Raw genomic sequence first — 24,697 nt, 5'->3', positions numbered from 1 at the left:
AAAATTTTTTGTAATTTTTAAATATAATATTGTACTATAATATTAATTATGATAGGTGAGAATTTGATTACTGGTATAGTTGATATAGGTTCTAATACTATACGTTTAAATGTTTATAATATAAATGAAGAAAATTTTGAATTAATGCTTTCAAAAAAGGTATCTGCAGGTTTAATTAATTATAAAAAAAACAAAATCCTCAATGAACAGGGGATTAAAATATTAATAAGTACTATTCAAGATTTTAAAAAAATTTTAGACTTTTTAAATATTAAAAATTATCATTTTTTTGCTACCGCATCTTTACGTAATATTAAAAATAAAGATAATGTTTTAAAACAAGTGAAAGATAAAACTGGAATTAGTATTGAATTAATTTCAGGTAAAGAAGAAGCGCAATTAAGTTTTCAAGGAGTTGTTTCATCTATTAAAGAGAAAGATGGAGTTTTAATAGATTTAGGTGGAGGCAGTACTGAAATTGTTATCTTTGAAGATTCCAAATCTAAATTAACTTTTAGTTTACCAATCGGTTCTTTAAGTCTTTTTAATAAATATGTAAATCATATGTTACCTACATATGAAGAAGCTGAAGATATTAGAGAAGAGGTATTTCATCAATTAAAAGTTTTAAAAGTCCCTCATTTAAAAATTAAGAATATGGTTGGTGTAGGTGGTACTATACGTGCTATAAAAAAATTATTAATATCTGAAGGTTTGCAAGATGAATCAAATAATTTAATATTTTCAAGTTTACTTAAAGAAGTAGAAAAAGACTTGAAACATAATGATAAAAAAACTTATATGAAAATTTTAAAAGTTAAAGCTTCACGTATACATACTTTAGTTCCTGGTTTAATTGTAATTGATGCAATATGTGATTATTTTGGTGTAAGGGAAATACAAGCTTGTAAATTTGGTGTTCGTGAAGGATATTTAAATTCTAAAATAATTAATGATAGTGAGTAATTTTAATGTCTAAAAAGAAGAATAAGAATAAAGGTTTTATTTGTTCATATACACAAAATCGTGAACTTTCCTGGTTGAAATTTGATCAAAGGGTTTTAGAAGAAGCAGAAGATCCGGATGTTCCTTTATTAGAAAAATTAAATTTTGTAAGTATTTTCACCAGTAATCTTGATGAATTTTATATGGTTAGATGTGGAACTCTTTATGATTTAACTTTAGTCAATGATCCTGATTATTATGATAATAAAACCGGGTGGGGTGCTCAAGAGCAATTAGATAAAATTTATGAAGAAACTGTAAAATTATACCAAAAACAAGATATAATTTATCATGATATACTAACAGATCTTAGTAAACACGGTATTGTAAATTTAAATTATAAAGATTTAACAAAAAAAGAAAAAACTTTTGTTGATAATTATTTCACTGAATTCATAATACCTGTACTCTCCCCATTGATGTTAGGTGATAATCAACCTTTCCCTCATTTAAAAAATAAAGCTTTAAATATTGTTTTAGAATTAAAGGATGAATATGGTATTTATCATGCGGTAGTTCCTATCCCTAATTCACTTCCTAGAGTAATTTATCCTGATGAGGGTATGAAAAATTTTGCTCCTGATAGAATTAGAAATCTTAAAAAAGCTCGTTTTATTTTACTTGAAAAAGTTATTTTAAAACATGTTGATGAGATTTTCAGTAATTATGAAGTAGCAGAAAAGGCAATAATTTCTGTAACACGTAATGCAGATATTAATTTATCTACTAAAAAATTAGATGATGATGAGGATTACAGACATCATATGAAAAGTATTCTTAAAAAAAGAAATCGTTTAGCACCTATACGTTTAGAAATTTATAAAAATGTTAATCCTTATCTTAGGTTAATGTTATGTAATTATTTGAATTTAAATTTAAATCAATCTTTTGTTTCAAACACTCCTCTTGAAATGTCTTATACTAAAGAAATTTTCAATAATGTTAGTCATGATTATTTTAAGGATTTATTTTATACTCCTTATACACAACGGATTACTAATGAGTTAACTGATGATCCAATTATTCCACAAATTAAAAAGAAAAATGTATTAATATTTTATCCTTATGAATCTATGGATACATTTTTAAAATTGCTTAAGGAAGCAGCAAGAGATCCTAAAGTTGTTAGTATTAAAATGACTATATATCGTTTAAGTAACACTAGTAAAGTTATAAAATACTTATTGGAAGCTGCAGATAATGGTAAAAAGATTACAGTTTTAATGGAACTTAAAGCACGTTTTGATGAACAAAACAATATTAGATATACTGAACTTTTAGAACAAGAAGGTTGTAATATTTTATATGGATTTGATCAATTTAAAGTCCACAGCAAAATTTGTCTTATTACAAGACGTGAAGATGATGGTAACTTTTCTTGTACTGCTCAAATTGGTACAGGTAATTATAATGAAAAAACTAGTAAAATTTATTCTGATTTTTGTTACATAACTTCTAATAAAGGTATTTGTGGAGATGCAGTTGAATTCTTTAAGAATATGGAAGCAGGTAATCTTAAAGGGGATTATAAAAATTTACTTGTTGCACCTTATGGTTTTCGTAAAGCAATGTTAAAAAATATTCGTAAAACTATTAAAAAAGCAGAAAATGGTGAAAAAGCAATTATTATAATGAAAATGAATAGTTTGACTGATAAAAAAGTTATAGATCAATTAGAAATTGCTTCTCAAGCGGGAGTTAAAATTAAATTGATTATTAGAGGAATTTGTACTCTTGTTCCAGGTATTCCTGGACATACGGATAATATTTCAGTTATTAGTGTTGTGGGTAGATTTTTAGAACATACAAGAATATATTGTTTTGGTAGTGAACCTGAAAATGATTCAAAAAAATCTCCAGAATCTTTACTTAAAATGTATATAAGTAGTGCAGATATGATGACACGTAATACACAAAAACGTGTAGAGATTGCTACTCCAATTAAGGATAAAAAAGTGAAAAAACAAATTTACCATATTCTTAATGTCTTTTTACATGATAATGTTAAAGCTCGTAAGTTAAATCGTGAAGGATTCTATGATAAAATTGCTGAAGGATCTAAAAAAGTTAATGCCCAAGCAACTTTCATGAAAGAGTATGCAAAAAAGGATAATAAAACTATAGAAGATTATTAATTAAATTTTTTATGGGAAGATTTTTTTTAATCTTCCTATAATTTACTTTTGATATATTGTTTTTAAACTTTTTTCTATAGCATAAGATGTTTTTTCAAGGTCTTCATCACTGTGTGCTCCACTTAGGAAGCAGCATTCAAATTGGCTTGGTGCTATGAATACTCCATTTTTAAGTAATTCATGGAAATAATCGGTGAATAAGTCACTGTCACTTTTTTTTGCTTCAGTATAATTTGTTACAGGTTCTGGGTTAAAATATATTTGAAACATACTTCCTATTCCATTTACTTGTAAGTTTAGACCTAAATCTTCAATATTGTCTTTTAATCTGAGTCTTAATAAGTTTCCTTTTTTGTTTAAAGTATCATAGAATGATTTGTCTAATTGTTCGAGTGCTGTTATACCTGCTCGTATAGATAAAGGGTTTCCACTGAATGTTCCTGCTTGGTACACTGGACCATTAGGTGCAAATAATTCCATTATTTTTTGTTTCCCCGCTATTGCTCCAATTGGTAAACCTCCTCCTAATATTTTTGCAAAAGTACAAATATCCGGAGTTACTCCGAAGTATTCTTGTGCTCCTCCTGATGATAATCTGAAACCTGTAATTACTTCATCGAATATTAATATTATCCCATAATCTATTGTTAATTTTCTTATGAAATCTAAGTATCCTTTTTTAGGTTTTATACATCCCACATTTCCCATTACTACTTCCATAATAATACATGCTATGTTGTTTCCTTCTTCTTCAATAAGTTCTTTTAATGCTTCCTCATCATTAAATGGTACACTCAAAGTGTTTTGTGTTGTAGATTCAGGTATTCCTTTACTATCTGGGTGTGTTGCTGCACCAGAACCTGATTTTACTAATACATAATCATGGGCACCATGATATGTTCCTTCAAACTTAACTATTTTATCTCTTCCAGTATACCCTCTAGCTAATCTAATTGCACTCATAGTTGCTTCAGTTCCACTATTACAGAATCTAACCATATCTGCACAGGGGACACGATTTATTATTTCTTGGGATAATTTAATTTCATTTTCAGTAGGTACTCCATATAATGTTCCTTTTTGGGCTTGATCTGTTATGGCTTCTACTATTTTTGGATTTGCATGGCCAAGTATTAATGGCCCATATCCAAGACAGTGGTCAATATATGTTTTACCATCAATGTCTGTAATTTTACTACCACTTGTTTGTTTTGCAAAAAATGGGTATGGTTTATATGCTCTTACAGGTGAACTAACTCCTCCGGGCATATTTTCTTTTGATATTTTAAATAGTTCTTCTGAATACATTATTTTTGAACTTCCTTTATTTTTGTAATTATTTTTTACTATTTTGGATTAATGAATTTGCACATGCAACTGCTATTGGTGTTCCGCCTTTTGGGCCGTTAGTTATTATATTTGGTATATCTGATTTTTGTAATACTTTTTTACTGTCTGCTGCTCCAACAAATCCTACTGGAACTCCTATTATACTTTTAACATTTAATTCTCCAGTTTCTTTTAATTCAATAGCTTTTAAAAGTGCAGTTGGAGCATTACCTATTACAATTATTCCTTCAAAGCCAGTTTCTGCTGCATATTGAATTGCAGCTGCTGCACGTGTAATAGGTTCTTTTTGGGATAATTTTTTAGTTATTTCTTTAACTTTTTCATCTTTAATATAACAGTAAACATCACCATCATATTGAGTTATTCCTGATTTAACCATGTTAATATCAGTTAAAATATCTTCATTGTTTTTCAAAGCTTTAATACTAACATTAACAAAATTAGGACTTATACTTACTAATTTAGCATATTCGGGATCAGCAGTTGAATGAACAATACGCTCAACAATATCTGTTTCTATAGGATTTAAATTTTTAACATCATCCTTAATAAGTTCTCTAATAATTTCCCGACTTTTTGTTGCAATATCCATTCCTTGATTGGTTGAAGCTCCCATAAACATTTTTATCACATTTCTTATTTATACTACTCTTTATTAATTAAAATTTTTCATATTTATTGTTCTAAAAAAATTGTTTAATTTAAAATTAATTTAATCGTAAACTTCTATACCTATACCTGCATAACCACAAATTGCACAATATTCATCTTCAACATTTCCATATTCATCAACTATTTGTACTATAGAATTCATTCCACATTCAGGACAATATCCGTCATGTTCTTCTCGATAACTCATATTATATTTCCCCTTAATATTTTTAATATATTATTAAATATTGATTGTTATAATCTAAAAAACTTATTATTTTTATTTTAAACTTTCACTTGCACTTTTTCCTGCAAGATAACCAGTACTAAAACATAATTGTAAATTATATCCTCCAGTAGGACCTGCAGGTTCTAAAATTTCACCTGCAAAATATAATCCTTCATTTAATTTTGATTCTAAAGTTTTATTATTAATTTCATCAATTTTTACTCCACCTATAGTAACTTTAGCATCTTCTTTAAAGATTCCAGAAACAATAAATGGGAAATGTTTTAAATTATTAACTATACGATTTTTATCTTTACGTGTAAGATTACTCATAGTTTTGTTACTACTAACTTGTGCTTGATTTAAAAAATATCCTATAAAACTGTTAGTCATTAATTTTTGCATATAATTCTTAACTTTAGTTTTTCCATGATTTGGCATATCTTTTGTTATTTTTTCTTTTAATTGGTTTTCTGTTAATTTAGGTTTTAAGTCAACACTTATTTTTATTTCATCTAAATCTGTTGCATTGTTTAATATGTCATAATTACTTTTTTTCATTATTTCATTACTTAAATCAATTATTGTTGGTCCAGTTAATCCTTTGTGAGATATTAGTATATCACCAGTTTTACTTATCTTCTTTTTCTTATCTTTAAATGAAACTGTAACATTACTTAACTGTACTCCTGCTAATTTGTGTAAGTGATTATCATCTATATTTAAACTTACAAGTCCTGGTTTAATTGGACTTATACTATGTGTTAAGGTTTCTGCGAATATGTATCCATCACCATTGCTTCCGGTATTTGGGTAAGCTATTCCACCTGTTGTAATTATTAATTTATCACATTGATATTCTTCATTATTTGTTTGAATTTGGAATTTAGAGTCTTTAAGATTAATTGACTTTACAGTTGTATTAACTATTAAGTTCACTTTAAAATTTTCAAGATACTCTTTTAATACTCCTTTTATAATATGAGCATCATCTGTAGTGGGAAATATTCTGCCGTTGTCTTCTGTTTTAAATGTAACTTCTTTATTTTCAAAAATTTCAAGTAAATCTGTATTTGTTAATGTATAAAATGAAGGTTTTAAAAAGTTTTTTTCTTCATATAATTTTAATTGGTCTTTAATTGGTTTTTCGTTTGTTATGTTGCAACGTCCACCACCAGTTAATAATAATTTTTGACCTAAATCATTATTCTTTTCTATAATTGCAATTGTTTTGCCATTATTTAAGTTTTTTGCTGCACTTAATCCTGCCATCATTCCAGAGGGTCCACCTCCGATAATGCATATTGAATATGTTTTCATAATTTTTTATTTCCTAAATTGTTTCTTTATTATTTAGTTATCTTTTTTATTTTTTCTAGTATTTTATTCTTTATTTTTTCTTAAATGGATTTTTTTTATAATAAAGTTTATTAATTATTTTTTGAATATGTTTTACATATTATGAAATTAGATTCTGATTATATTTTAGATCATTATATTGAAATTTATAAAAAAATTTTTTGTGAACCTGTAGTTATGCCAAGGTTAATTAATCAATGTATTGGTAATGAAAGTAATTCTTTAGGATATAAACTTATTTTATTGATGGAAGATGTTAAAATTCCTCCTGAAGTTTTAGAATTTAAAAATAGGAAACGTGAAGAGATTCGTCATTTTGAAGAGGATACTTTAAGTAATTATAATAATACTGAAGCTCAACGTCTTATTAATGAGTATCATGAAAAAGAGCTTATGAAATTTTTAGAGGATTATCCTGAGTTTAGTGGTGTTATTTTAAATAATAATTTATCCAAGCGGTTTTTAAATTTTTTACACAAATAATAATTTTTTCATTTTTAAGTGTATATATGCTTTTATCTTTTTTTGTTTTAAGAATAATACTTTAATTATTTTTGTTTTCCTTTTGTTTATTTTATACTTTGTATTGTTTTTTATATCTTATTTCATTGGTTTTTTTGTTTTAATTGATTTGATATTATGAGGTGTTTGTAAAAATAATTATGTAAGTATATTAACGAACTAATTATTTTTGTATAAAAAAAGAGAAGAAAAAAATATATTTTTTCTTCTCAAAAATTTATTACTAAAAAACTTAAGGAGTAAGTCGACGTCTATCTCTAGGGAAAAGAACAGTTTCACGAATGTTTTCAACACCAGTTAAAACCATATTTAAACGATCAGAACCTACACCCCAACCAGCATGAGGAGGCATACCATATCTAAATGCTTTTAAATAATCTGCAAATGCATCAACATTTAAACCTTTAGCTTCAAGTTGATTTTTAAGTAAATCATATTGATGTATACGTGTTGCACCTGATGAAATTTCTAAATCTTTATACATTAAATCGAAAGCATGACTAATTTCAGGACGATCTTCTTGAGGCATTACATAAAATGGTTTAATAGCAGTAGGCCATTCAGTTAAGAAATAAAATCCTTCTTGACTTTCACCTAAAGCCTTTTCACCAGCTCTACTTAAATCTTCACCCCATTCCATTTCAACACCTTTACTGTTAACAATATCTACAGCATCATCATATTTAACTTCAGGGAAAGGTCCTTCTGGTATATCTAATGTTTGATTTAAGATTTCTAATTGATCTTTACAATTTTCATTAGTGCTTCTTAATACACGAGAAATCATTTTATCTAATATTTCCATTGCATCTTTATCATCCATGAAACTAGCTTCCATATCTATACTTACAGCTTCATTTAAATGTCTTAAAGTATCATGTTCTTCTGCTCTGAAAATTTGACCAATTTCAAATACTTTATCGAATCCAGCACTCATCATCATTTGTTTATACAATTGAGGGGATTGACCAAGGAAAGCTTCACGTTCAAAGTAAGTGATAGGGAATAATTCAGTTCCTCCTTCTGTAGCACTAGCTACAAGTTTAGGTGTGTGAATTTCCATAATACCTTCTTCATCAAAGTATTCACGAACAGTTTTGAACATGTTATCTTTGATTTTGAAGATGCTACTAACATGAGCTACACGTAAATCAAGGAATCTAGAATCTAATCTTGTATCAATTTCAGCTTTAACTTTTTCAGTTGGATCCATTGGTAATGGTTGTTGTGCAAGGTTTAATACTTTAATTTCTTCAGGAATTATTTCTACACCATTAGGTGCTTTGTTAGAATCTTGTACTTTACCTTTAACTGCAATAACAGATTCTTTGCTTAATCCACGTAAATCTTCTAATATTTCTTTTGTAACTTTCTTACTTGGTGCTGTAACTTGTATCATACCTTCACGATCACGGACAAGTACAAATATGATTCCACCAAGGTCTCTTATTTCATGAACCCATCCCATTATAACTATTTCTTCACCAGTTATTGTGGGATTAACTTTATTAGTATAATGGGTTCTTCTCCAATCATTTAATAAGTATTCCATTATAATTCTCCTTATTCTGTTAATATAATAAAATAAAATTTAGTATTTTTTTAGTATTGTTATTAATTTAAACATACTATATTAATTTATAATCTTTTTAGTTTATAAAAGTATAAGACAAATTTTTTAAGAATATGGTGAAAACTTGTTTATTTAAAATGGTTTACATTATTTTTTATTCAGAAGTTTTATATTTAATTCTAAATCAATTGAATTTAAAAAATTTTTAAAAAAAGAATTTTATTTTTTATTAATTCTTACTTTAACACTGTCGCCGTGAGCAGCAAAACCTTCATAATCAGCTATTGGTAGGATTGTTTTACTTAATTCTTTTAAACCTTCAAGTGTTAATGTTTGTATTGTAGGTTTTTTAAGAAATGCTTCTGTGGATAAACCAGAATACATTCTTGCACCTTGGCCAGTAGGTAATACATGATTAGTTCCAGATCCATAATCTCCAGCTGCAACCGGGGAATATTTTCCAATAAATATACTTCCTGCATTGTTAATTTTACTTAATGTTTGTGTATCATTTTTAGTTGTTATTATTAAATGTTCAGGTGCATATTCATTTGTAAAATCAATTGCATCTTCTAAATTTTCAGTTAATAATATTTTTCCATATTTATTCAATGATTCTTTAATTATTTCACTTCTTACAGCTTCTTCTGCATATTTTTCAATTAATGGTTTAGTTTTTTCAGCCAATTCTTTACTTGGAGTTACAAAGAAACAAGAAGCATTAGGGTCGTGTTCTGCTTGTGATAGAATATCATATGCAATGTATTCTGGTATTGCAGTTTCATCTGCAAGTACTAATAATTCTGATGGTCCTGCAGGGAATTCTATATCTACTTCTCCATAGACTAATTTTTTTGCTGCAGTTACAAAAACATTTCCAGGTCCAACAATCTTTTCAACAGGTTTTATTGATTCTGTTCCATACGCCATTGCAGCTATTGCTTGTGCACCTCCTACTTTATAGATTTCATCTGCTCCTGCTATATCTGCTGCTACTAAAATAGCATCTAATATTTTACCTTCTTTATTAGGAGGTGTGCAACAAATTATTCTTTTAACTCCTGCAATTTTTGCAGGTATTACAGTCATTAGTATACTTGATGGATAAGCTGCTCTTCCACCGGGAATGTAACATCCTACACTATTTATAGGTCTTATTATTTGCCCTGCATTTATTCCAGGTTTAACTTCCATACTCCATTCTTTTGGAATTTGTGCAGTGTGAAATTTTTTTATATTTTCTGTTGCTGATTTTAATGAATTTATTAAATTTTCATCTAAATTTTCATATGCTTGTTTAATTTCATTTTCTGTAACTTTTAAATCTTCTACAAATACTCCATCAAATTTTTCAGTATATTCCTTCACAGATTTATCTTTATTAATTTTAACATTATTTATAATGTCTGTTACTGTTTTTAATACTTGATTTACATCAGATTGTGATCTTTTAGTTAAAATTTTCACATCTTTTTTATCATATTTTGTAATTTCCATAATATTTTCCAATCCCTATTTTTTTTTGATTGATTATTTGATTTTATTATAATAATTATATATTATTAATTATTTTTTATAGTATATTAATAAATATTTATCTTTAAATTAAGAATTTTTTTAAAAAATAACCTTCTAATATATATACTTTTACTATTAGTTTAATATGATAAGGTTTATATATGATATTGGAAACTTTTAAATATCATTTCTTATAAATCTAAAATAGATAAAAGATTTTGATTAGAATTTGAATATATTATTTATCAAAAAATTATTCTAAATAAATAAAAAATAATACTAAAATTAAAAGTTTTTAATCTTTTTAACTATAAAAAAGATGTTTCAAACTCAAAAATTTAAAGAAAAAATATTATAAAAGGGTTAAATGTATGTATAAAGATGAAATGATTCAATTACATCAATTTTTAGTATATGTATTAAAATATTTAGACACTGACGAAAGGGTTCATGAAAATTGTGCAGAATACCTTGCTCTTAAGATTAGTCCTCATCATATTCATAAAACTAAAGCAGAACATAAACATGCTATTTTTGTTTTATGTAACATAATAGGTGAAGTAATTTTAGAAAAAGATCCAGATACAATACCTCCAAATGTATCAAATGCACTTCAAGATCTTGTAAGAAGATCAAGAAAAGAGTTAATGGCTCAAGAATTAAGTAAATAATTTTTAATTATTATTTATTTATAAATCCTTTTTTTAAAATTTACTAAATTATTTATTATTAAATTAATATTTTTTCAGGTTAAAGAATATTATAAAAATCTTGTTTTTCAAATTTTTATATGAGTTATACAAAAATTTTAATAATTATATTGTTTATATAAATTATTATTTAAAAAAAAATTTTCTTTATGGATTTGATTGAAAATGTCTCTTAATAAAATGGTATGTTTAGTAGATGGAGAACATTACCTTCCAGTTACTAAATCTGCTATTGATACCCTAAACAATTTGGAACATATAGATGTAGTAGCCGTAATCTTTATTGGCGGAACAGAGAAACTTAAAACAGATAATGCTGATTTATACTCTGAAATGATGGGTTTACCGGTTCATTTTGGTGAAAATAAAAGTGAGATTCCATATAATTTGATAACTGAAATAATAAGAAAATATCATGCTGATTCTGTTATGGATTTAAGTGATGAACCTGTATTGGATTATACTAAACGTTTTAATATAGCTTCTAGAATTCTTGCTGAAGGAATACCTTATGAAGGTCCTGATTTTAAATTTGAACCTATAACACAATATGAAGTATGTGAAAAACCATGCCTTAAAATTTTAGGAACAGGTAAACGTATTGGTAAAACTGCAGTTTCAGGATATTTATCAAGGTTAATAGATAAATTAGGTTATGAACCATGTGTTGTTGCAATGGGTAGGGGAGGTCCTGAAGAACCAGAAGTTGTTCATGGGGATACATTTGAAATAACACCTGAATTTTTGATTGAACAATCAGAAAAGGGTGTTCATGCTGCAAGTGATCATTGGGAAGATGCTTTAATGAGTCGTATACTCACTATTGGTTGTCGCCGATGTGGTGGAGGTATGGCTGGAGAAGTATTCTTAACTAATATGAAAAAAGGTGCTCAAATAGCTAACAGTGTTGAGAATAAATTTGTTATTTTTGAGGGTAGTGGAGCAGCTATACCTCCTATAAAAACAAATAAGAACATTGTTCTTATTGGTGCTAATCAACCTTTAATGAATATTAAAAACTTTTTTGGTCCTTTCCGTATAAATTTAGCAGATTTAATTATTTTAACAATGTGTGAAGAACCTATGGCTTCACATGATAAAATTAAAGAAATAGAAAATTTCATTTCAGAAATTAATCCTAACTCTAAAATTATATCAACAGTATTTCGCCCTAAACCTTTAGGTGATATAAAAGGTAAAAAAGTACTATTTGCAACTACAGCTCCAAGTAGTGTTAAAGATGTTTTGGTTTCATATTTAGAAAAAGAATATTCTTGTGAAGTTGTTGCTACAACACCATATCTTTCAAATAGGCCCTTATTACAAAAGGATATTCAGAAAAATATAAATAATGTGGATGTTATGTTAACTGAGTTAAAAGCTGCCGCTGTTGATGTAGCAACTAAAGATTCATTAGATGCAGGTTTAGAAGTTATCTATTGTGATAATATTCCATTACCAATAAGTTCTAATTATCCAAATTTATCTGAAAGTATCATTGAAATTGTTGATGGTGCAATAGATGATTTTCATCAAAATTAATTTTAAATTTTAAGGAGATTCTAATTTTTGTTTGAAATAAAATGTAAACATATGGAGACTGGGGAAGTTAAAATTGTTACTTTTGATAAAATATCTGAGGTTATATCTGATTATGAACCTATATGTGAAATTCCTGAACCTAAGTTTTTGGAAATAAATAATTCTTTAGATTATAATTTTCTTCCATTAAAACTATTTGATAAATTAAATTTTCATATACATATTTTAGTACCTATTGATAATGATGAAGACTTTTTTTTCCAATATGTGGATAATGATGATTTTTCTAATGTTGTTAAAAACAAGGGCAGTTATTTAGGTTGTAAATTTTCAGATGTTTATCGTAATCTTAAAGATTTAGGTATTTTGGGAATTTTACAAAATGTTTATGAGGATGGTAAAACTAGGGAGACTCAGATTAAAGTTTATAAGGATAATCATTTGATTTTTTATTTAGAATCTGTATTTGTTATGTATGCTGATAAGATTTATAATTTTTCTCAACCTAAAACTGATGATTATTTAAATAGTATTCAGCTTGAAAAGACTGTTTCTGATAATGAGAGGCTTTTAAAAGAATTACAAGATAGAGTTCGTAATAATCTTCAATTAATTCGTAGTTTTATTGATCTTGAAATTATGAATAATCCAGGTTCTCCAGAAATGACTCTTAAAAAGACTAGTGCTCGTATTTCTGCTTTGAGTATTGTTCATCAAGAAATTTACAATAGTGACAATCCTCTTTATTTATCTAATGCTAATTTTATTGAGATTATATTAACTAATTTATTAAATGATTTTCAGTCTAGTAATATTTCATTGGATTTAGATTTTGCTAAGGTTATTTATGTTGGCATGGATCAAGCTATTTTGTTAAGTTTAATTGTTAATGAATTATGTACTAATACTATTAATCATGCTTATCCAAATGGTGAAACTGGTATTTTGCATGTTAAACTTTATAATGATGATTCTGATTCTATTGTTTTGGAATTTTTTGATGAAGGTGTTGGTTTACCTAGTGATGTTGATGTTGGTTCTTTTGATAATTTAGGTTTTACTATTGTTAAGAGTTTAGTTGGTCAATTGAATGGTAATGTTAATGTTATGGATTTAGATAAAGGTTTTGGGCTTTTTATTAAATTTTAATTTTTTTCTTTTTTTACAAACATTTATATGTTAGTAAGTACTTACTTACATTATGGAAGTTGATGATACATCACTAAAAATAATAGATGCTACAATTCAAGTCTTAAATGAAGAAGGATTAAGTGGCACAACAACAATGAAAATAGCTAAAAAAGCAAAAGTCAGTGAAGTAACTATCTTTAGAAAATTTAAAAACAAAAATAATTTAATTGCTAAATCTAAAGAAGCTTACCTTCAAAGATTCTTAGAAAAAACAGATAATCTATTTAGTATAGACCCAAACTTGGATTTAAGGGATTATATTAAACAGTTATGGATTGAATCCAAGAAAATGTTTGAAGACGAAATGAATCTTATAAAAATAAGTTTTGAAGAAATCAATGTTGAAGTATTACACCGAAAAGCATTAGCACAATTTTCTGAAAAAATAATTAATAATTTAACTAAAATATTCCAAAATCAAATAAACAAAGGAAAAATAAGAAAAATTAATCCTAAAATGGCTGCTGTAAATATTTATAGTGTAATGTTTGAATCATTAGTTTTATTGAAAGTTTATGGTGTTCATTTAGACCAATCTGAAGATAGTTATGTGGAAGACTTCCTAAATATATTCCTAAATGGGATTTCAATAAATTAAATTAACCTTAAATAAATTTCACAAATAAAAATAGTTTTTTAGGGGGAGTTAGTAGTAAAATGTTAAATAATATATGGAAAATCATAAAAAATGATGCAAAAAATTCATTAAAAAATCCTGTAATTATTATTGTTATAATTGCAATTATAATTTTACCTTCTCTTTATGCAGTATTAAACGTTCAAGCATGTTGGGATCCTTATGGTAAAACTGGTAATATGGATTTCGCTGTAGTAAACTTAGATGATGGTTCAACATATAATGGTATATCTCAAAATTTTGGGAATGATTTAGTAAATGAGTTAAAAGATAATAATCAATTTAATTGGCAATTTACTAATGAAACTGATGCAAGAGATGGTGTGACCAGTGGAAAGTATTATGCTGCGATAATTGTTCCAGATAATTTTACGGAGAGCGTTCTAAGTATCACTAGTCAAAATCCACAACCCTCTAGTTTAGAATATCTTGTTAATGAGAAAATTAGTCCTGTTGGTAGTCGTATGACTGATTCAGGTGCTAAGGAAATTCAAACAAATCTTAATAATATGATTAGTCAAACAGTAGGTAATCAAGCTTTAACACAAGTTGCTACAGTTGGTGCTAGTTTACCTGTCCAAACATCATTAAGTAAACTTTCAGCAGTTAATGAGTCTGGAGCAAATAATTATTTCTATAGTCCTGTGAGTATTGATAGAAAAGCAGTTTATCCAGTTGATAATTATGGTTCTAGTGTTGCCCCATTTTATATTTCTTTAGCTTTATGGCTTGGAGCAATTATGTCAGGTGTTATTCTTAAAACTAGATATAATGATTCAATATATAAACCAGTAGAAATGTACTTTGGACGGATGGTTTTATATATTGTAATAGGATTGTTACAAGCAATTGTAACTGCTTCCGGATGTCTATTAGTTGGAATGGAAGTTGCAAATCCGTTATTATTTGTTTTAACGGTTCTGTTTGGATCAATTGTTTGTACGACTATAGTTTATTCATTAATCAGTTTATTTGATAATGGAGGTAAAGCATTAGCTATTATTATATTAGTGCTCCAAATATCAGGTACTGGTGGTATGTACCCAATTCAAATTATGGCTTCATTCTTTGGAATGGCACATAATTATTTACCTATGACTTATTGTATTGATGCAATAAGAGAGGTCATGCTTGGTATGTATTGGCCTAACTTTACAGCTGCAATGCTTAAATTAATTGTTTATCCACTTATAACATTTATTGTTAGTGTTTTAATTAAATTTAAGTTTGATGGTACAGTAAAAGGATTTGTAGATAAACTTCATGATAGTGGATTAGCTTAAATCCACTATTTTTAATTTTTTTAATTTTTTTATCCGCCTGCAAGGATTATTTTTTTCCCTTGGCTGCTTATTTCTTCTTTTTTAAAGCCTAAGTCATGTTTTACTTTTTCTATTACTTCACTCATAGCTTTTAATGTTTCACCTCTATGAGGTCCAAGTACTGCAACTAAAAATAATGGATCGCCGGTGTAAAATTCTCCTATATAATGCACGAGGTTTATTTGGAATACTCCATATTTAATTTTTGCAGCTTCTGCTATTTGTTCCATTTCTTTTTCTGCTTTTTGTTTATCTTGAATTGTTTGTATGAGTTTTTCAACAGTTTTATTTTCTTCATTACCCCTTACAAATCCTTCAAATGTGAATATTGCTCCACTATCATCTACTTTTGGGTTTTTCTTTAAATCATCTACTAAATCTTTTGTTTCAATGTAATCGTCATCTTTTGGGATTATTTTTATTATCATAATTTTCACCATATTATATATTAATATAATTTTTATTAACTATTGTTATATATTTTTGTTTTTTATAACTACATTTAAACTTATTTGAAAAAAATTTATAAACTTAGAAAAAATATGTTAAATTTATTCTCTTTTTTTAAGATCACTAACTTCTTTTTTAGAAAGATCTTTTAATCGTTGGATACCATCAACTTCAGACACAATATCTACAGTGGCTTGAGGCACTAAACTTTCCCAATTTTCATCATGTAACATTCGATATCTAACTTCAGTTCCAGATAATTCTTCACGGTTAAACAAAGGTGGACGAGTAACATCATAACCTTCCTCTCTGAATAACCTATCAACTAAAGGATTACCTGTAAAAACTTTACTAAAAGGAGGAGTCATCATTTTAACATGAGCCGGCCAAACAGCATTTAATTGAATATCTTCCATAGGTATAATATAATAATGTCTATGTTTAATACTATTTTCAGATAATGCTTGAGTAAGCATCATAACACGTTCACCAGCAGTAAATGGATCTTTAAGAGTATGGGATAATTGAGCACTACCAATACCAATAATAATTTCATCTACATCTTTTAAAGTTTCTTTAATTACTTGTATATGGCCATTATGAACGGGTTGCATACGACCAATAAGTAACCCTCTTTTCTTTTCTATCATTACTATTTATTCTTATAAAAACATCTTATTAAATTTAACTAAAAAAAATAATTTTTTAAATCATTTTAAAAAATATTCAAACACATACTTATAATAGAAAGCTTTTTATTAAAGATTATTTATAATCCTAAATATGAAATTTGATTTAGAACTTAATGATAAGACTAAAAAAATATTGGACAATGCTATAGATGAACCAATTAGTGTTGATGAAGCTAACTATTTAATTAATGTTCAGGGTCAAGATTTATTTGGATTATTAGCCGCAGCAGATAAAGTTCGTGAAAATGTTGTAGGAAATAAAGTTACTTTTATAAATAATTGTAATTTAAATTTTACAAATGTTTGTAAAGTACTGTGTGGTTTCTGTGCCTTTGGAAAAAGTAGAAACGATCCAGAAGCATATATTTTAACAGATGAAGAAATAATTCAAAAAGCAGATAGTGCTGTTAAAACTGGAGCTCATGAATTCACATTAATGGGGGGAGTTCTTCCAGAAGCAGATATAGATTATTATGAACATCTACTAAAACTATTAAAAGATCATTATCCTAATACTATGATTCATGGATTTTCACCTACAATGATTTATGATGCTGCACAAGTATCTGAAATGGATATTAAAGAAGCATTTCAAGTTCTTAAAAAAGCGGGTTTAGATTCATTACCTGGAACTGCTGCAGAAATTTTAACTGATCGTGCACGTAAAATAATTTGTCCGAAAAAGGTAACTACTCAACAATGGATAGATATTGTTGAAACTGCTCAAAAAGTTGGAATACCCGGTTCTGCAACTATGATGTATGGACATATTGAAACAATTGAAGAACGTGTTAAAACCATGGATATCTTAAGACAAATACAATCTAAAACTCATGGATTTACTGAATTTATTCCAATGACTTTTATGTATGAACATTCTCCAATCTTCCTTGAAGGACAAGAAAATTTAGGAGCTACTGGAACTGAAGATTTGAAATTATATGCAGTTTCCCGTTTAATGTATCATGATTTAATACCTAATATTCAAGTAAGTTGGGTTAAAATGGGTTTTCGTTTTGCACAAGTATCTTTAATGGCAGGAGCCAATGATTTAGGTGGAACATTAGGTGGAGATGAATTATCTGCTGCTAGTGGAGCACCTGACGGTGTTGAAACAAATATTCAAAATCTTGAAAGGTTAGCTAAAAATATTGGTAGAGATCCTGTTGAGAGAAACACAAAATATACTGAGTTTTATCCAATAAATTCAGAATAAAACATTTTTTTTTAAACTTTTTTTATGTTGCAAAAACAATTTTTATCAAAATTAAGTTCTATATTACAAGCACAACCTAAAGTTTGTGCTCATCCTTTAGCTCCTGTTAGATATAAAATTATTGAGGATTATGCATTAATCATTAATAATATAAAAATTAATGAGTTTGATACATTTTTCATTGATAATTATTATGATATTCATTTTTTAAGGAAAGATATGGAAGTTGATGTTCTAAATTTATATGATGTTGTTGAAGTATCATATCAAAAAATTGATTAAATTTATAACTTATAGTTTATATTATAAGATACATAATATAATAACTAAATGTAATAAAAATATTTTTTTATAATAATCTAATACTTTTGGAGAGTAAAATCGTGATGCTTAAAGTAGATAATCTTAGTAAAACATTTGAATTAGATAATGGGGAAAAAGTAAAAGCTTTAGATGGTATATCATTTGAAGTAGAAGAAGGTGAAATACTTGGAATAATCGGTCGAAGTGGGTCTGGAAAAACTACATTACTTAGAACATTAAGAGGAGTGGAACCAGTTGAAGAAGGTGAAATACAACTAGAACGTTTACATATAACACCGGACACTACACCACATTATTATCATGAATTAAAAAAAATTACTGCTATACATTTGCAAAGAAATTTTGGTATATGGCCTGAAACACCTTATAATAATGTTTTACGTAAATTATATGCAAATACATATGGTGATGAGTCCATGTGTGATTTTAAATTAGCTGAACAACTTTACGGTGATGAAGCATTAAAACTTTTAAAACTTGTAGGTTTGTATGATAAAAAAGATCATTTAGGTACTGTACTTAGTGGTGGGGAAAAACAAAGACTTATTATGGCTAGGGAACTAGCTAAAAAACCTAAATTGTTATTATTAGATGAACCTGCTACAATGGCATGTCCTAAAACTAAACAAGAAACATTAGATGCTATTAAGAATATTAATAAAGAATTAGGTATTACTATTGTCTTAGTATCTCATTTACCTGAAATTCATGAATATTTATCTGATCGTTTAATTCATATTGAAAATGGTAAAATAGTTGATGAAGGGGAAGTGGAACCAGTAATTCAAAATTTCCTTAAAGACATGGAACCTGTAAATGATATAAATATTGAAAGTACTGATGAATGTATAATAAATGTAAAAGATTTATTTAAGCGTTTCTTCCTATTAACTGGGGGGGATGTGTTAAATATGGAAGATATTAATCTTGAAGTATATAAACAGGATATTCTTTCACTTATAGGTCCAAGTGGTGCAGGTAAAACTATTTTACTTAGAATGTTAGGTGGATTAGAGGTACCTGATAAAGGCGAAATATTATATAAATTAGTTAAAGAGGATGATTCTGTTGAATGGGTTAATATTGGAAATGCAAGTATTAGTCGTTTAGATATTCGTCGTAAATCAACATTTATGCATCAAGAGTTTGCATTAACTCATTATTCTACTGTTCGTGAACAATTAGCAACAAAATTAGGTTATAAAAATCGTAAATTAATGGATAAAGCTAAATCACGTGCTAAGGAAATTAATTTAAGTGATGAATTGTTAGATGCAATTTACTTACTTACAGATTTACCTGCAAATGAAGCATCTGATCGTTTAATGAAAGTTGGTTTGCCTCATGGCATATTAGATGAATTATTCCCTAAATTCCCATCTAGTGATGTGGAATCAGAAGTTAAAGAGATTTTTGAAGATTTAAATTTATCTATGGATATTCTTGATAGAAAATCTTATGAATTATCTGGAGGTCAAAAGGTTCGGGTAATGTTAGCTTTACAATTAATTAGTAAACCTGAAATATTATTACTTGATGAACCATTTGGGGATTTAGATCCAATTACTTTACGTACAGTTACTAATAGTTTAAAAACTTTAGCAAAACGTTTAAAATTCTCAGTAGTTATGGTTTCACATAATACTGATTTTGTTAAAGAGTTTGCAAACAGAGCAGTCTTTATGGATGATGGGAAATTATTAGATGATGGAAAACCTGATAAATTAGTGGATGATTTTATTAAGTATTGTCATGCTGATTATTTAATGTAAAAATTACTGAGGATTTTTTTATGTTTGATGTTATAACAGTTCCTATAGATGAATCAGAATATGCGGATAAAGCTATTGATATAGCAATTGATTTAGCTAGTAAGTATAATTCTAAAATTGCAGCAGTTCATGTGTTAGATGAAGGGTCATTATTTAGTTATGATGCTCTTGAAGATGAAGGTGATAATCTTTTATCTAAAATCACTAATAAGGCTAAAGAGTATGATATTGAAGTTGTGGAGCATTTAATTACAGGGGATGCTTTACGTGATATTGAGGTAATTATTCGTAAAACTTGTGCTGATTTAGTAGTTTTACCTGCTTATGGTAATCATTCTTTTATTCGTGGTGTTGATAAAACTAATTTTATTGGTAGTGTAGCTGAACGTTTAATTAAAACAAGTAAAGTTCCAGTTTTATTAGTTAAATAAATCTTTTTATTTTTTCCTTTTTCTATTTATTCTATTTTTCTTGTCGTTAATAATTGAATATTCTTTTATTTTTTTTATAATTAACTTAATTTTTATTTAAAAAAATTTATTAATAACTATTTACTTATATTTACATGTTTTTAATTATGTTCCTTTATTTAATTTTTTATAAATAATATTTTAGGCATATAATTAAAATATTTAGTTGAATTTATTGTTAAATTTAATAAAAAAAGTGATATAAGATGAAAGAATTATACCAAAAAATGATTGATGAAGCATTGGCTGCTCAAAAGGCTGATGTTTCTGTAATCAAAGAAAAACGTGGTGGAAATTTTAAAATTCAAGATGCAAAGCCCTATATGGATGCAGCATCTAATATGAAACCAATTGGAGAGCAAGCACAATCTGTTTTTGATTTACATACAAATAGTGTTAAAACTCATTTTAAGATGTTGAATCAATTAACTGATACTGTTCGCCCTGAAGATGATCCAATGGTTGAACACTATCAAACACCTCCTGTTTTAGAAATTGTTAAAGAAGAAGATCCTGACTTTAGTGAAAGTGTGGATAAATTTGTTCAGTCTATTGCTGATCATGAAGCAATAGTTGGAAAAGAATCTATAAGAAGATATGGTGGATTTTATGGGCCAACTTGTGTAGTTGATTTTGCATTGATTCCGGGAAGTACTAGTAATATTGTAAATCAAATTCTACAAAAAACTGATATTCCAGTAGCACATAAACAAGCCATTCTTGCAAGTAAATCTTGGGGTATGAATACTTCTTATGGTGTAGGGGATAAATTTGCACAAGAAATTGAAGCGGGGGCAACACCTGCTGAGGCAACTGAAGCTGAAGTTAAACAATTCCAAAAGTTATATTCTTCACCTATTGAAGCTCAATGTGAATTGATGGCTGCTGCAGGTGAATCTAGTTTTGATGTACGTAAATATATGAATGGATATAAGGATGATATGCGTAAGTATGTTAAAGCTGCAATGGATGATGATGTTCATTATGGTAATATTGTAACTGTTCCTGCATATTGTGTAGGGGATATTGCTCATCATATTAGTCAATCTACATATAATATGTGTAAAGATGATGTGGTAATGGCAATTATTGAAGCAGCTACAAAAGTTATGGATGATTCTTTAAACAGTAATATTGATAATTTCAAATCTGAATTTGAAGTTTTATCATTAGCTACAGGTTCTGCAGCATGTGCTGTAGAATATATGCTTGAATTAGATGGTTTTAATGCTGTAATGATTGTTGACTTATTAACTAAACGTTATCATAATTTTGTACAACAATTCCCTACTCGGGGGGCAGCTTCTGAATTACATAATTGTGACTTTATGGATATGATTTATCGGGGTTATGGTTATCTTGATAAAGCTCGTAAAGCAAGAAGTGCAGAACCTGAAGAACTTAAACCTATTGTTGGGGGAAAAATAGTTGATTTATCTAGTATTAAAGATAATGAAGTTATTATGAATCCTCAAAGATACACTTATCCTTCCTGTGCAATTAGTGTAAGATTCAGTAGTCTTATGAGACTTGCAGACTATCCATGTTTACTTACAAGTGAACCTGTAACTGCTACAATGATGACTAATGTAATTGCTTTACATAAAGAAGATCCTGCAAGTCCTGTTCGTGGATGTAAGAATTGTGCAAGTGCTTCTTTAATTGACTTTAGACATGATTATTGTCAATGGAGAGAAAGTATTTAAATTTAATATAAATTTTTAATTTTTTTTTAAGTGAGGTATTTTTTTATGGAGTGTGGAATTGAAAAAAAGATGATTGCTGAAGCTTTAGGGACTTTTTTCTTAGTTTTCTTCGGTACAGGTGCTGCAGTAATGACACTTATTATTGCTCATAGTGTTAGTCCTGCTGCAACTATTGGTACTCTTGGAGGATTTGCCGATTGGTTAGCTATTGGTTTAGCATTTGGTTTAGCTGGAATGGTTAGTATTTATATATTTGGTAAGATTTCTGGGGCTCATATGAATCCTGCAGTAACACTTGGTTTATGGATAAGTAAAAATATTTCAGGTAAAGATTCAGTATTGTATATTATAGCTCAATGTATAGGTGCTGTACTTGCAAGTATATGTTTATATATTATCTTAGGACCTCAAGCAATAACTATTGGTTCTTTAGGTGCAACTGTACCTGCTGCTGGTATAAATTACTTCCAAGCTATGTTTGTTGAATTTATAGGTACTTTCTTCTTAGTTCTCACTGTTATGGGTGTGGCTGTTGATAAAAAAGCAGAACCTGCAGTTGGAGGTTTTGCTATAGGTATGGCTATTGCAACTGCTATTTTCCTTCTTGGTGGAATTACTGGAGGATGTATTAATCCTGCACGAGGTTTCGGACCATATCTCATTGACTTTTTACTTGGTGGTGTAAATCTTTGGAATTACTTCCCAATTTACATAATTGGACCTATAGTTGGAGGTCTTCTTGCTGGATTTATATATCAAAAAATCGCTGAAGGTACTGATGTTTGTGATTTACCAAATCTTTATGATTAAAACTAAATAATTTATTTTTTTATTTTTTTATTTTTTTGCTTATTTTTTTTGTTTTACTCAATATTAAATGTTTTATAAGGATAAAACAATAAACTTTTATATGTGGAAAAATAATATTTCAATTGTTATTAATTATATTATATAAAAATTAATTTTAAAGGAGAATAAGAAATATGGCACAATATAAATGTAAAGTCTGTGGATATGTATATGATGAAGAAAAAGGAGAAGCTCGTAAAGACATAGCACCTGGAACATTATGGGCAGATGTACCAGAAGGTTTTAAATGTCCTTCATGTGGAGCTCCAAAGAGAATGTTTAAGGAAATTTAAATAAAATTTAATATAGAAGATGTTTAACTATGGTAAAATATATTTGTGATGCATGTGGATATGAATATGTTCCAGAAAATGGTGATCCAGATAATGGTATAGCACCAGGAACAGCTTTTGAGGATTTACCTGATGATTGGGTATGTCCAATTTGTGGACTTGAAAAATCAATTTTTGTAGAAGAATAAAAAAACATTTCATTGTGAAATGATTTTTAATACCAAAAAATGTTTATTGAGATGAAATTACGAAATGACAAGATATTTCTGTAAACTATGCGATTATGAATACTTGCCGGAACAAGGAGATCCCCATTTTAATATAAAACCTGGGACTTCTTTTGAGGATTTACCTGATGAATGGGAATGTCCTTTATGTGGAATAAAAAAATCATTCTTTGAAAAAGAAGATTAATATAAAATTTAAAATAATTTAAAAGGATTTAAGATTATGGCAAAATATATTTGCAGCACATGTGGATATGTCTATAATGAAGAAGACGGTGACCCTGATAATGGTATAGCACCAGGAACTTCTTTTGAGGATTTACCTGATGATTGGACATGTCCAATGTGTGGTGTTGGTAAAAAGATGTTCATAAAAAGATAAAAAAAATAATTTTTGGAGGAAATGATTAAAATGATAGATGAAAAAGTATTAGAAGCTTTAAATAAACAAGTAAATGCAGAATTATACTCCTCATATTTATACATGGCTATGTCTGCATTTCTTGAAGATAAAGGATTACCTGGATTTGCAAACCTTGAAATGGTAAATGCTAAAGAAGAATTAGATCATGCAATGAAATTCTATGATTTCATCATAAGAAGAGGTGGAAAAGTAGAAATTGAAGCAATTGAAAAACCAACTACAGATTGGGAAAACCCTGTTGCAGTGCTTGAAAATGTAGTATCTCATGAAGAAAAAGTAACAGGACTTATTAATGATTTAGTTTCATTAGCTATAGAACAAAAAGATTTTGCAACAAACCAATTCCTTCAATGGTTTGTAGATGAACAAGTTGAAGAAGAAGAAACTGCTAATGATGATTTAAATAGTCTTAATTTAGCAATGGATTCTGGCAATGGATTATACTTACTAGATCAACAATTTGCTGCACGTGTTTACACACCACCTGCAACCAATGAATAAATTTAATTATTATATTAAATTTATTCCAC

The 24,697-nt window shown here is 27.8% G+C and carries 27 protein-coding genes; 19 read left to right on the top strand and 8 right to left on the bottom strand.

What is annotated here, in order from left to right:
• The first annotated feature begins 63 nt into the window (after positions 1-63).
• Together BP769_RS01600 and ppk1 are read left to right on the top strand one after the other, a co-directional pair.
• Complete coding sequence (locus BP769_RS01600; protein WP_409198822.1) at positions 64-966, top strand: phosphatase; 903 nt, start codon at positions 64-66, stop codon at positions 964-966.
• A gap of 5 nt (positions 967-971) precedes the next feature.
• A complete protein-coding gene (ppk1, locus tag BP769_RS01595; RefSeq protein ID WP_413861871.1) occupies positions 972-3,140 on the top strand; it encodes a polyphosphate kinase 1 in 2,169 nt (722 codons plus the stop codon).
• Positions 3,141-3,182: 42 nt separating this feature from the next.
• Here the strand turns inward: ppk1 and hemL are convergent, their stop codons facing one another.
• The 4 genes from hemL to BP769_RS01575 form a co-directional block, all read right to left on the bottom strand.
• Positions 3,183-4,448: a glutamate-1-semialdehyde 2,1-aminomutase gene (gene hemL / locus BP769_RS01590; protein WP_413861869.1), complete on the bottom strand. Its 1,266-nt coding sequence runs from the start codon at positions 4,446-4,448 to the stop codon at positions 3,183-3,185.
• Positions 4,449-4,476: 28 nt separating this feature from the next.
• Positions 4,477-5,112, bottom strand: a complete 636-nt coding sequence (locus tag BP769_RS01585) for a cobalt-precorrin-8 methylmutase (protein ID WP_413825780.1) — start codon at positions 5,110-5,112, stop codon at positions 4,477-4,479.
• 90 nt (positions 5,113-5,202) lie between these two features.
• Entirely contained in the window at positions 5,203-5,349 is a 147-nt protein-coding gene (locus BP769_RS01580; RefSeq protein WP_409198826.1) for a hypothetical protein, read from the bottom strand.
• A 72-nt stretch (positions 5,350-5,421) separates the two neighbouring features.
• The gene (locus tag BP769_RS01575; RefSeq protein ID WP_413861867.1) at positions 5,422-6,690 is read right to left on the bottom strand and encodes an NAD(P)/FAD-dependent oxidoreductase; all 1,269 of its coding nucleotides are present in this window, start codon (positions 6,688-6,690) and stop codon (positions 5,422-5,424) included.
• A gap of 141 nt (positions 6,691-6,831) precedes the next feature.
• Between BP769_RS01575 and BP769_RS01570 the strand changes: the two genes are divergently transcribed.
• Entirely contained in the window at positions 6,832-7,212 is a 381-nt protein-coding gene (locus tag BP769_RS01570; protein WP_409198828.1) for a hypothetical protein, read from the top strand.
• A gap of 271 nt (positions 7,213-7,483) precedes the next feature.
• Here BP769_RS01570 and aspS read toward each other — a convergent pair whose 3' ends face one another.
• Both aspS and hisD read right to left on the bottom strand, forming a co-directional pair.
• On the bottom strand, positions 7,484-8,803 hold the full coding sequence (aspS, locus tag BP769_RS01565; RefSeq protein ID WP_409198829.1) for an aspartate--tRNA(Asn) ligase: 1,320 nt from the start codon (positions 8,801-8,803) through the stop codon (positions 7,484-7,486).
• 240 nt (positions 8,804-9,043) lie between these two features.
• A complete protein-coding gene (gene hisD / locus BP769_RS01560; RefSeq protein WP_413825778.1) occupies positions 9,044-10,321 on the bottom strand; it encodes a histidinol dehydrogenase in 1,278 nt (425 codons plus the stop codon).
• Positions 10,322-10,713: 392 nt separating this feature from the next.
• On the opposite strand from hisD, the gene BP769_RS01555 reads away from it, so the two are divergent.
• From BP769_RS01555 to BP769_RS01535, 5 genes are all read left to right on the top strand, one after another.
• Entirely contained in the window at positions 10,714-11,013 is a 300-nt protein-coding gene (locus BP769_RS01555; RefSeq protein WP_409198831.1) for a UPF0058 family protein, read from the top strand.
• Positions 11,014-11,217: 204 nt separating this feature from the next.
• Positions 11,218-12,594, top strand: coding sequence for a 2,3-diphosphoglycerate synthetase (locus BP769_RS01550; protein ID WP_409198832.1), 1,377 nt, complete (start codon positions 11,218-11,220; stop codon positions 12,592-12,594).
• Positions 12,595-12,621: 27 nt separating this feature from the next.
• On the top strand, positions 12,622-13,743 hold the full coding sequence (locus tag BP769_RS01545; protein ID WP_409198833.1) for a sensor histidine kinase: 1,122 nt from the start codon (positions 12,622-12,624) through the stop codon (positions 13,741-13,743).
• A 52-nt stretch (positions 13,744-13,795) separates the two neighbouring features.
• Positions 13,796-14,383 carry a TetR/AcrR family transcriptional regulator gene (locus BP769_RS01540; RefSeq protein WP_409198834.1) on the top strand — a complete coding sequence of 196 codons (588 nt, stop codon included), beginning with the start codon at positions 13,796-13,798 and terminating at the stop codon, positions 14,381-14,383.
• A 59-nt stretch (positions 14,384-14,442) separates the two neighbouring features.
• Positions 14,443-15,705, top strand: coding sequence for a YhgE/Pip domain-containing protein (locus BP769_RS01535; protein ID WP_413861865.1), 1,263 nt, complete (start codon positions 14,443-14,445; stop codon positions 15,703-15,705).
• Between the two features lie 29 nt (positions 15,706-15,734).
• Here the strand turns inward: BP769_RS01535 and BP769_RS01530 are convergent, their stop codons facing one another.
• Positions 15,735-16,172 (bottom strand): molybdenum cofactor biosynthesis protein MoaE, encoded by a 438-nt coding sequence (locus BP769_RS01530; protein WP_409198836.1) that lies wholly within the window; start codon positions 16,170-16,172, stop codon positions 15,735-15,737.
• Positions 16,173-16,295: 123 nt separating this feature from the next.
• Positions 16,296-16,841, bottom strand: coding sequence for a nicotinamide-nucleotide adenylyltransferase (locus tag BP769_RS01525; RefSeq protein WP_409199076.1), 546 nt, complete (start codon positions 16,839-16,841; stop codon positions 16,296-16,298).
• Between the two features lie 136 nt (positions 16,842-16,977).
• Between BP769_RS01525 and cofH the strand changes: the two genes are divergently transcribed.
• The 11 genes from cofH (at position 16,978) to BP769_RS01470 (ending at position 24,668) form a co-directional block, all read left to right on the top strand.
• On the top strand, positions 16,978-18,102 hold the full coding sequence (gene cofH / locus BP769_RS01520) for a 5-amino-6-(D-ribitylamino)uracil--L-tyrosine 4-hydroxyphenyl transferase CofH (protein ID WP_413825773.1): 1,125 nt from the start codon (positions 16,978-16,980) through the stop codon (positions 18,100-18,102).
• A 24-nt stretch (positions 18,103-18,126) separates the two neighbouring features.
• Complete coding sequence (locus BP769_RS01515; RefSeq protein ID WP_409198838.1) at positions 18,127-18,384, top strand: hypothetical protein; 258 nt, start codon at positions 18,127-18,129, stop codon at positions 18,382-18,384.
• A 104-nt stretch (positions 18,385-18,488) separates the two neighbouring features.
• Positions 18,489-20,198 (top strand): ATP-binding cassette domain-containing protein, encoded by a 1,710-nt coding sequence (locus BP769_RS01510; protein WP_413825855.1) that lies wholly within the window; start codon positions 18,489-18,491, stop codon positions 20,196-20,198.
• 20 nt (positions 20,199-20,218) lie between these two features.
• Positions 20,219-20,629: a universal stress protein gene (locus tag BP769_RS01505; RefSeq protein WP_409198839.1), complete on the top strand. Its 411-nt coding sequence runs from the start codon at positions 20,219-20,221 to the stop codon at positions 20,627-20,629.
• Between the two features lie 245 nt (positions 20,630-20,874).
• Complete coding sequence (locus BP769_RS01500) at positions 20,875-22,374, top strand: DUF2193 domain-containing protein (RefSeq protein WP_409198840.1); 1,500 nt, start codon at positions 20,875-20,877, stop codon at positions 22,372-22,374.
• 45 nt (positions 22,375-22,419) lie between these two features.
• On the top strand, positions 22,420-23,184 hold the full coding sequence (locus BP769_RS01495; protein ID WP_409198841.1) for an MIP/aquaporin family protein: 765 nt from the start codon (positions 22,420-22,422) through the stop codon (positions 23,182-23,184).
• A 173-nt stretch (positions 23,185-23,357) separates the two neighbouring features.
• Entirely contained in the window at positions 23,358-23,516 is a 159-nt protein-coding gene (locus tag BP769_RS01490; RefSeq protein ID WP_409198842.1) for a rubredoxin, read from the top strand.
• Between the two features lie 29 nt (positions 23,517-23,545).
• Positions 23,546-23,704, top strand: a complete 159-nt coding sequence (rd, locus tag BP769_RS01485; RefSeq protein ID WP_409198843.1) for a rubredoxin — start codon at positions 23,546-23,548, stop codon at positions 23,702-23,704.
• A 64-nt stretch (positions 23,705-23,768) separates the two neighbouring features.
• Positions 23,769-23,930 (top strand): rubredoxin, encoded by a 162-nt coding sequence (locus BP769_RS01480; protein ID WP_409198844.1) that lies wholly within the window; start codon positions 23,769-23,771, stop codon positions 23,928-23,930.
• Positions 23,931-23,966: 36 nt separating this feature from the next.
• On the top strand, positions 23,967-24,125 hold the full coding sequence (gene rd, locus BP769_RS01475; protein ID WP_409198845.1) for a rubredoxin: 159 nt from the start codon (positions 23,967-23,969) through the stop codon (positions 24,123-24,125).
• 30 nt (positions 24,126-24,155) lie between these two features.
• Positions 24,156-24,668, top strand: a complete 513-nt coding sequence (locus BP769_RS01470; protein WP_409198846.1) for a ferritin — start codon at positions 24,156-24,158, stop codon at positions 24,666-24,668.
• Positions 24,669-24,697 lie beyond the last annotated feature (29 nt).

This window comes from Methanobrevibacter sp. UBA417, from assembly GCF_002508845.1.
Classification (GTDB): Archaea; Methanobacteriota; Methanobacteria; order Methanobacteriales; family Methanobacteriaceae; genus Methanobrevibacter_A; species Methanobrevibacter_A acididurans.
The sequence above is the reverse complement of the archived record's forward strand: the minus strand, read 5'-3'. Positions and strand labels throughout refer to the sequence as shown.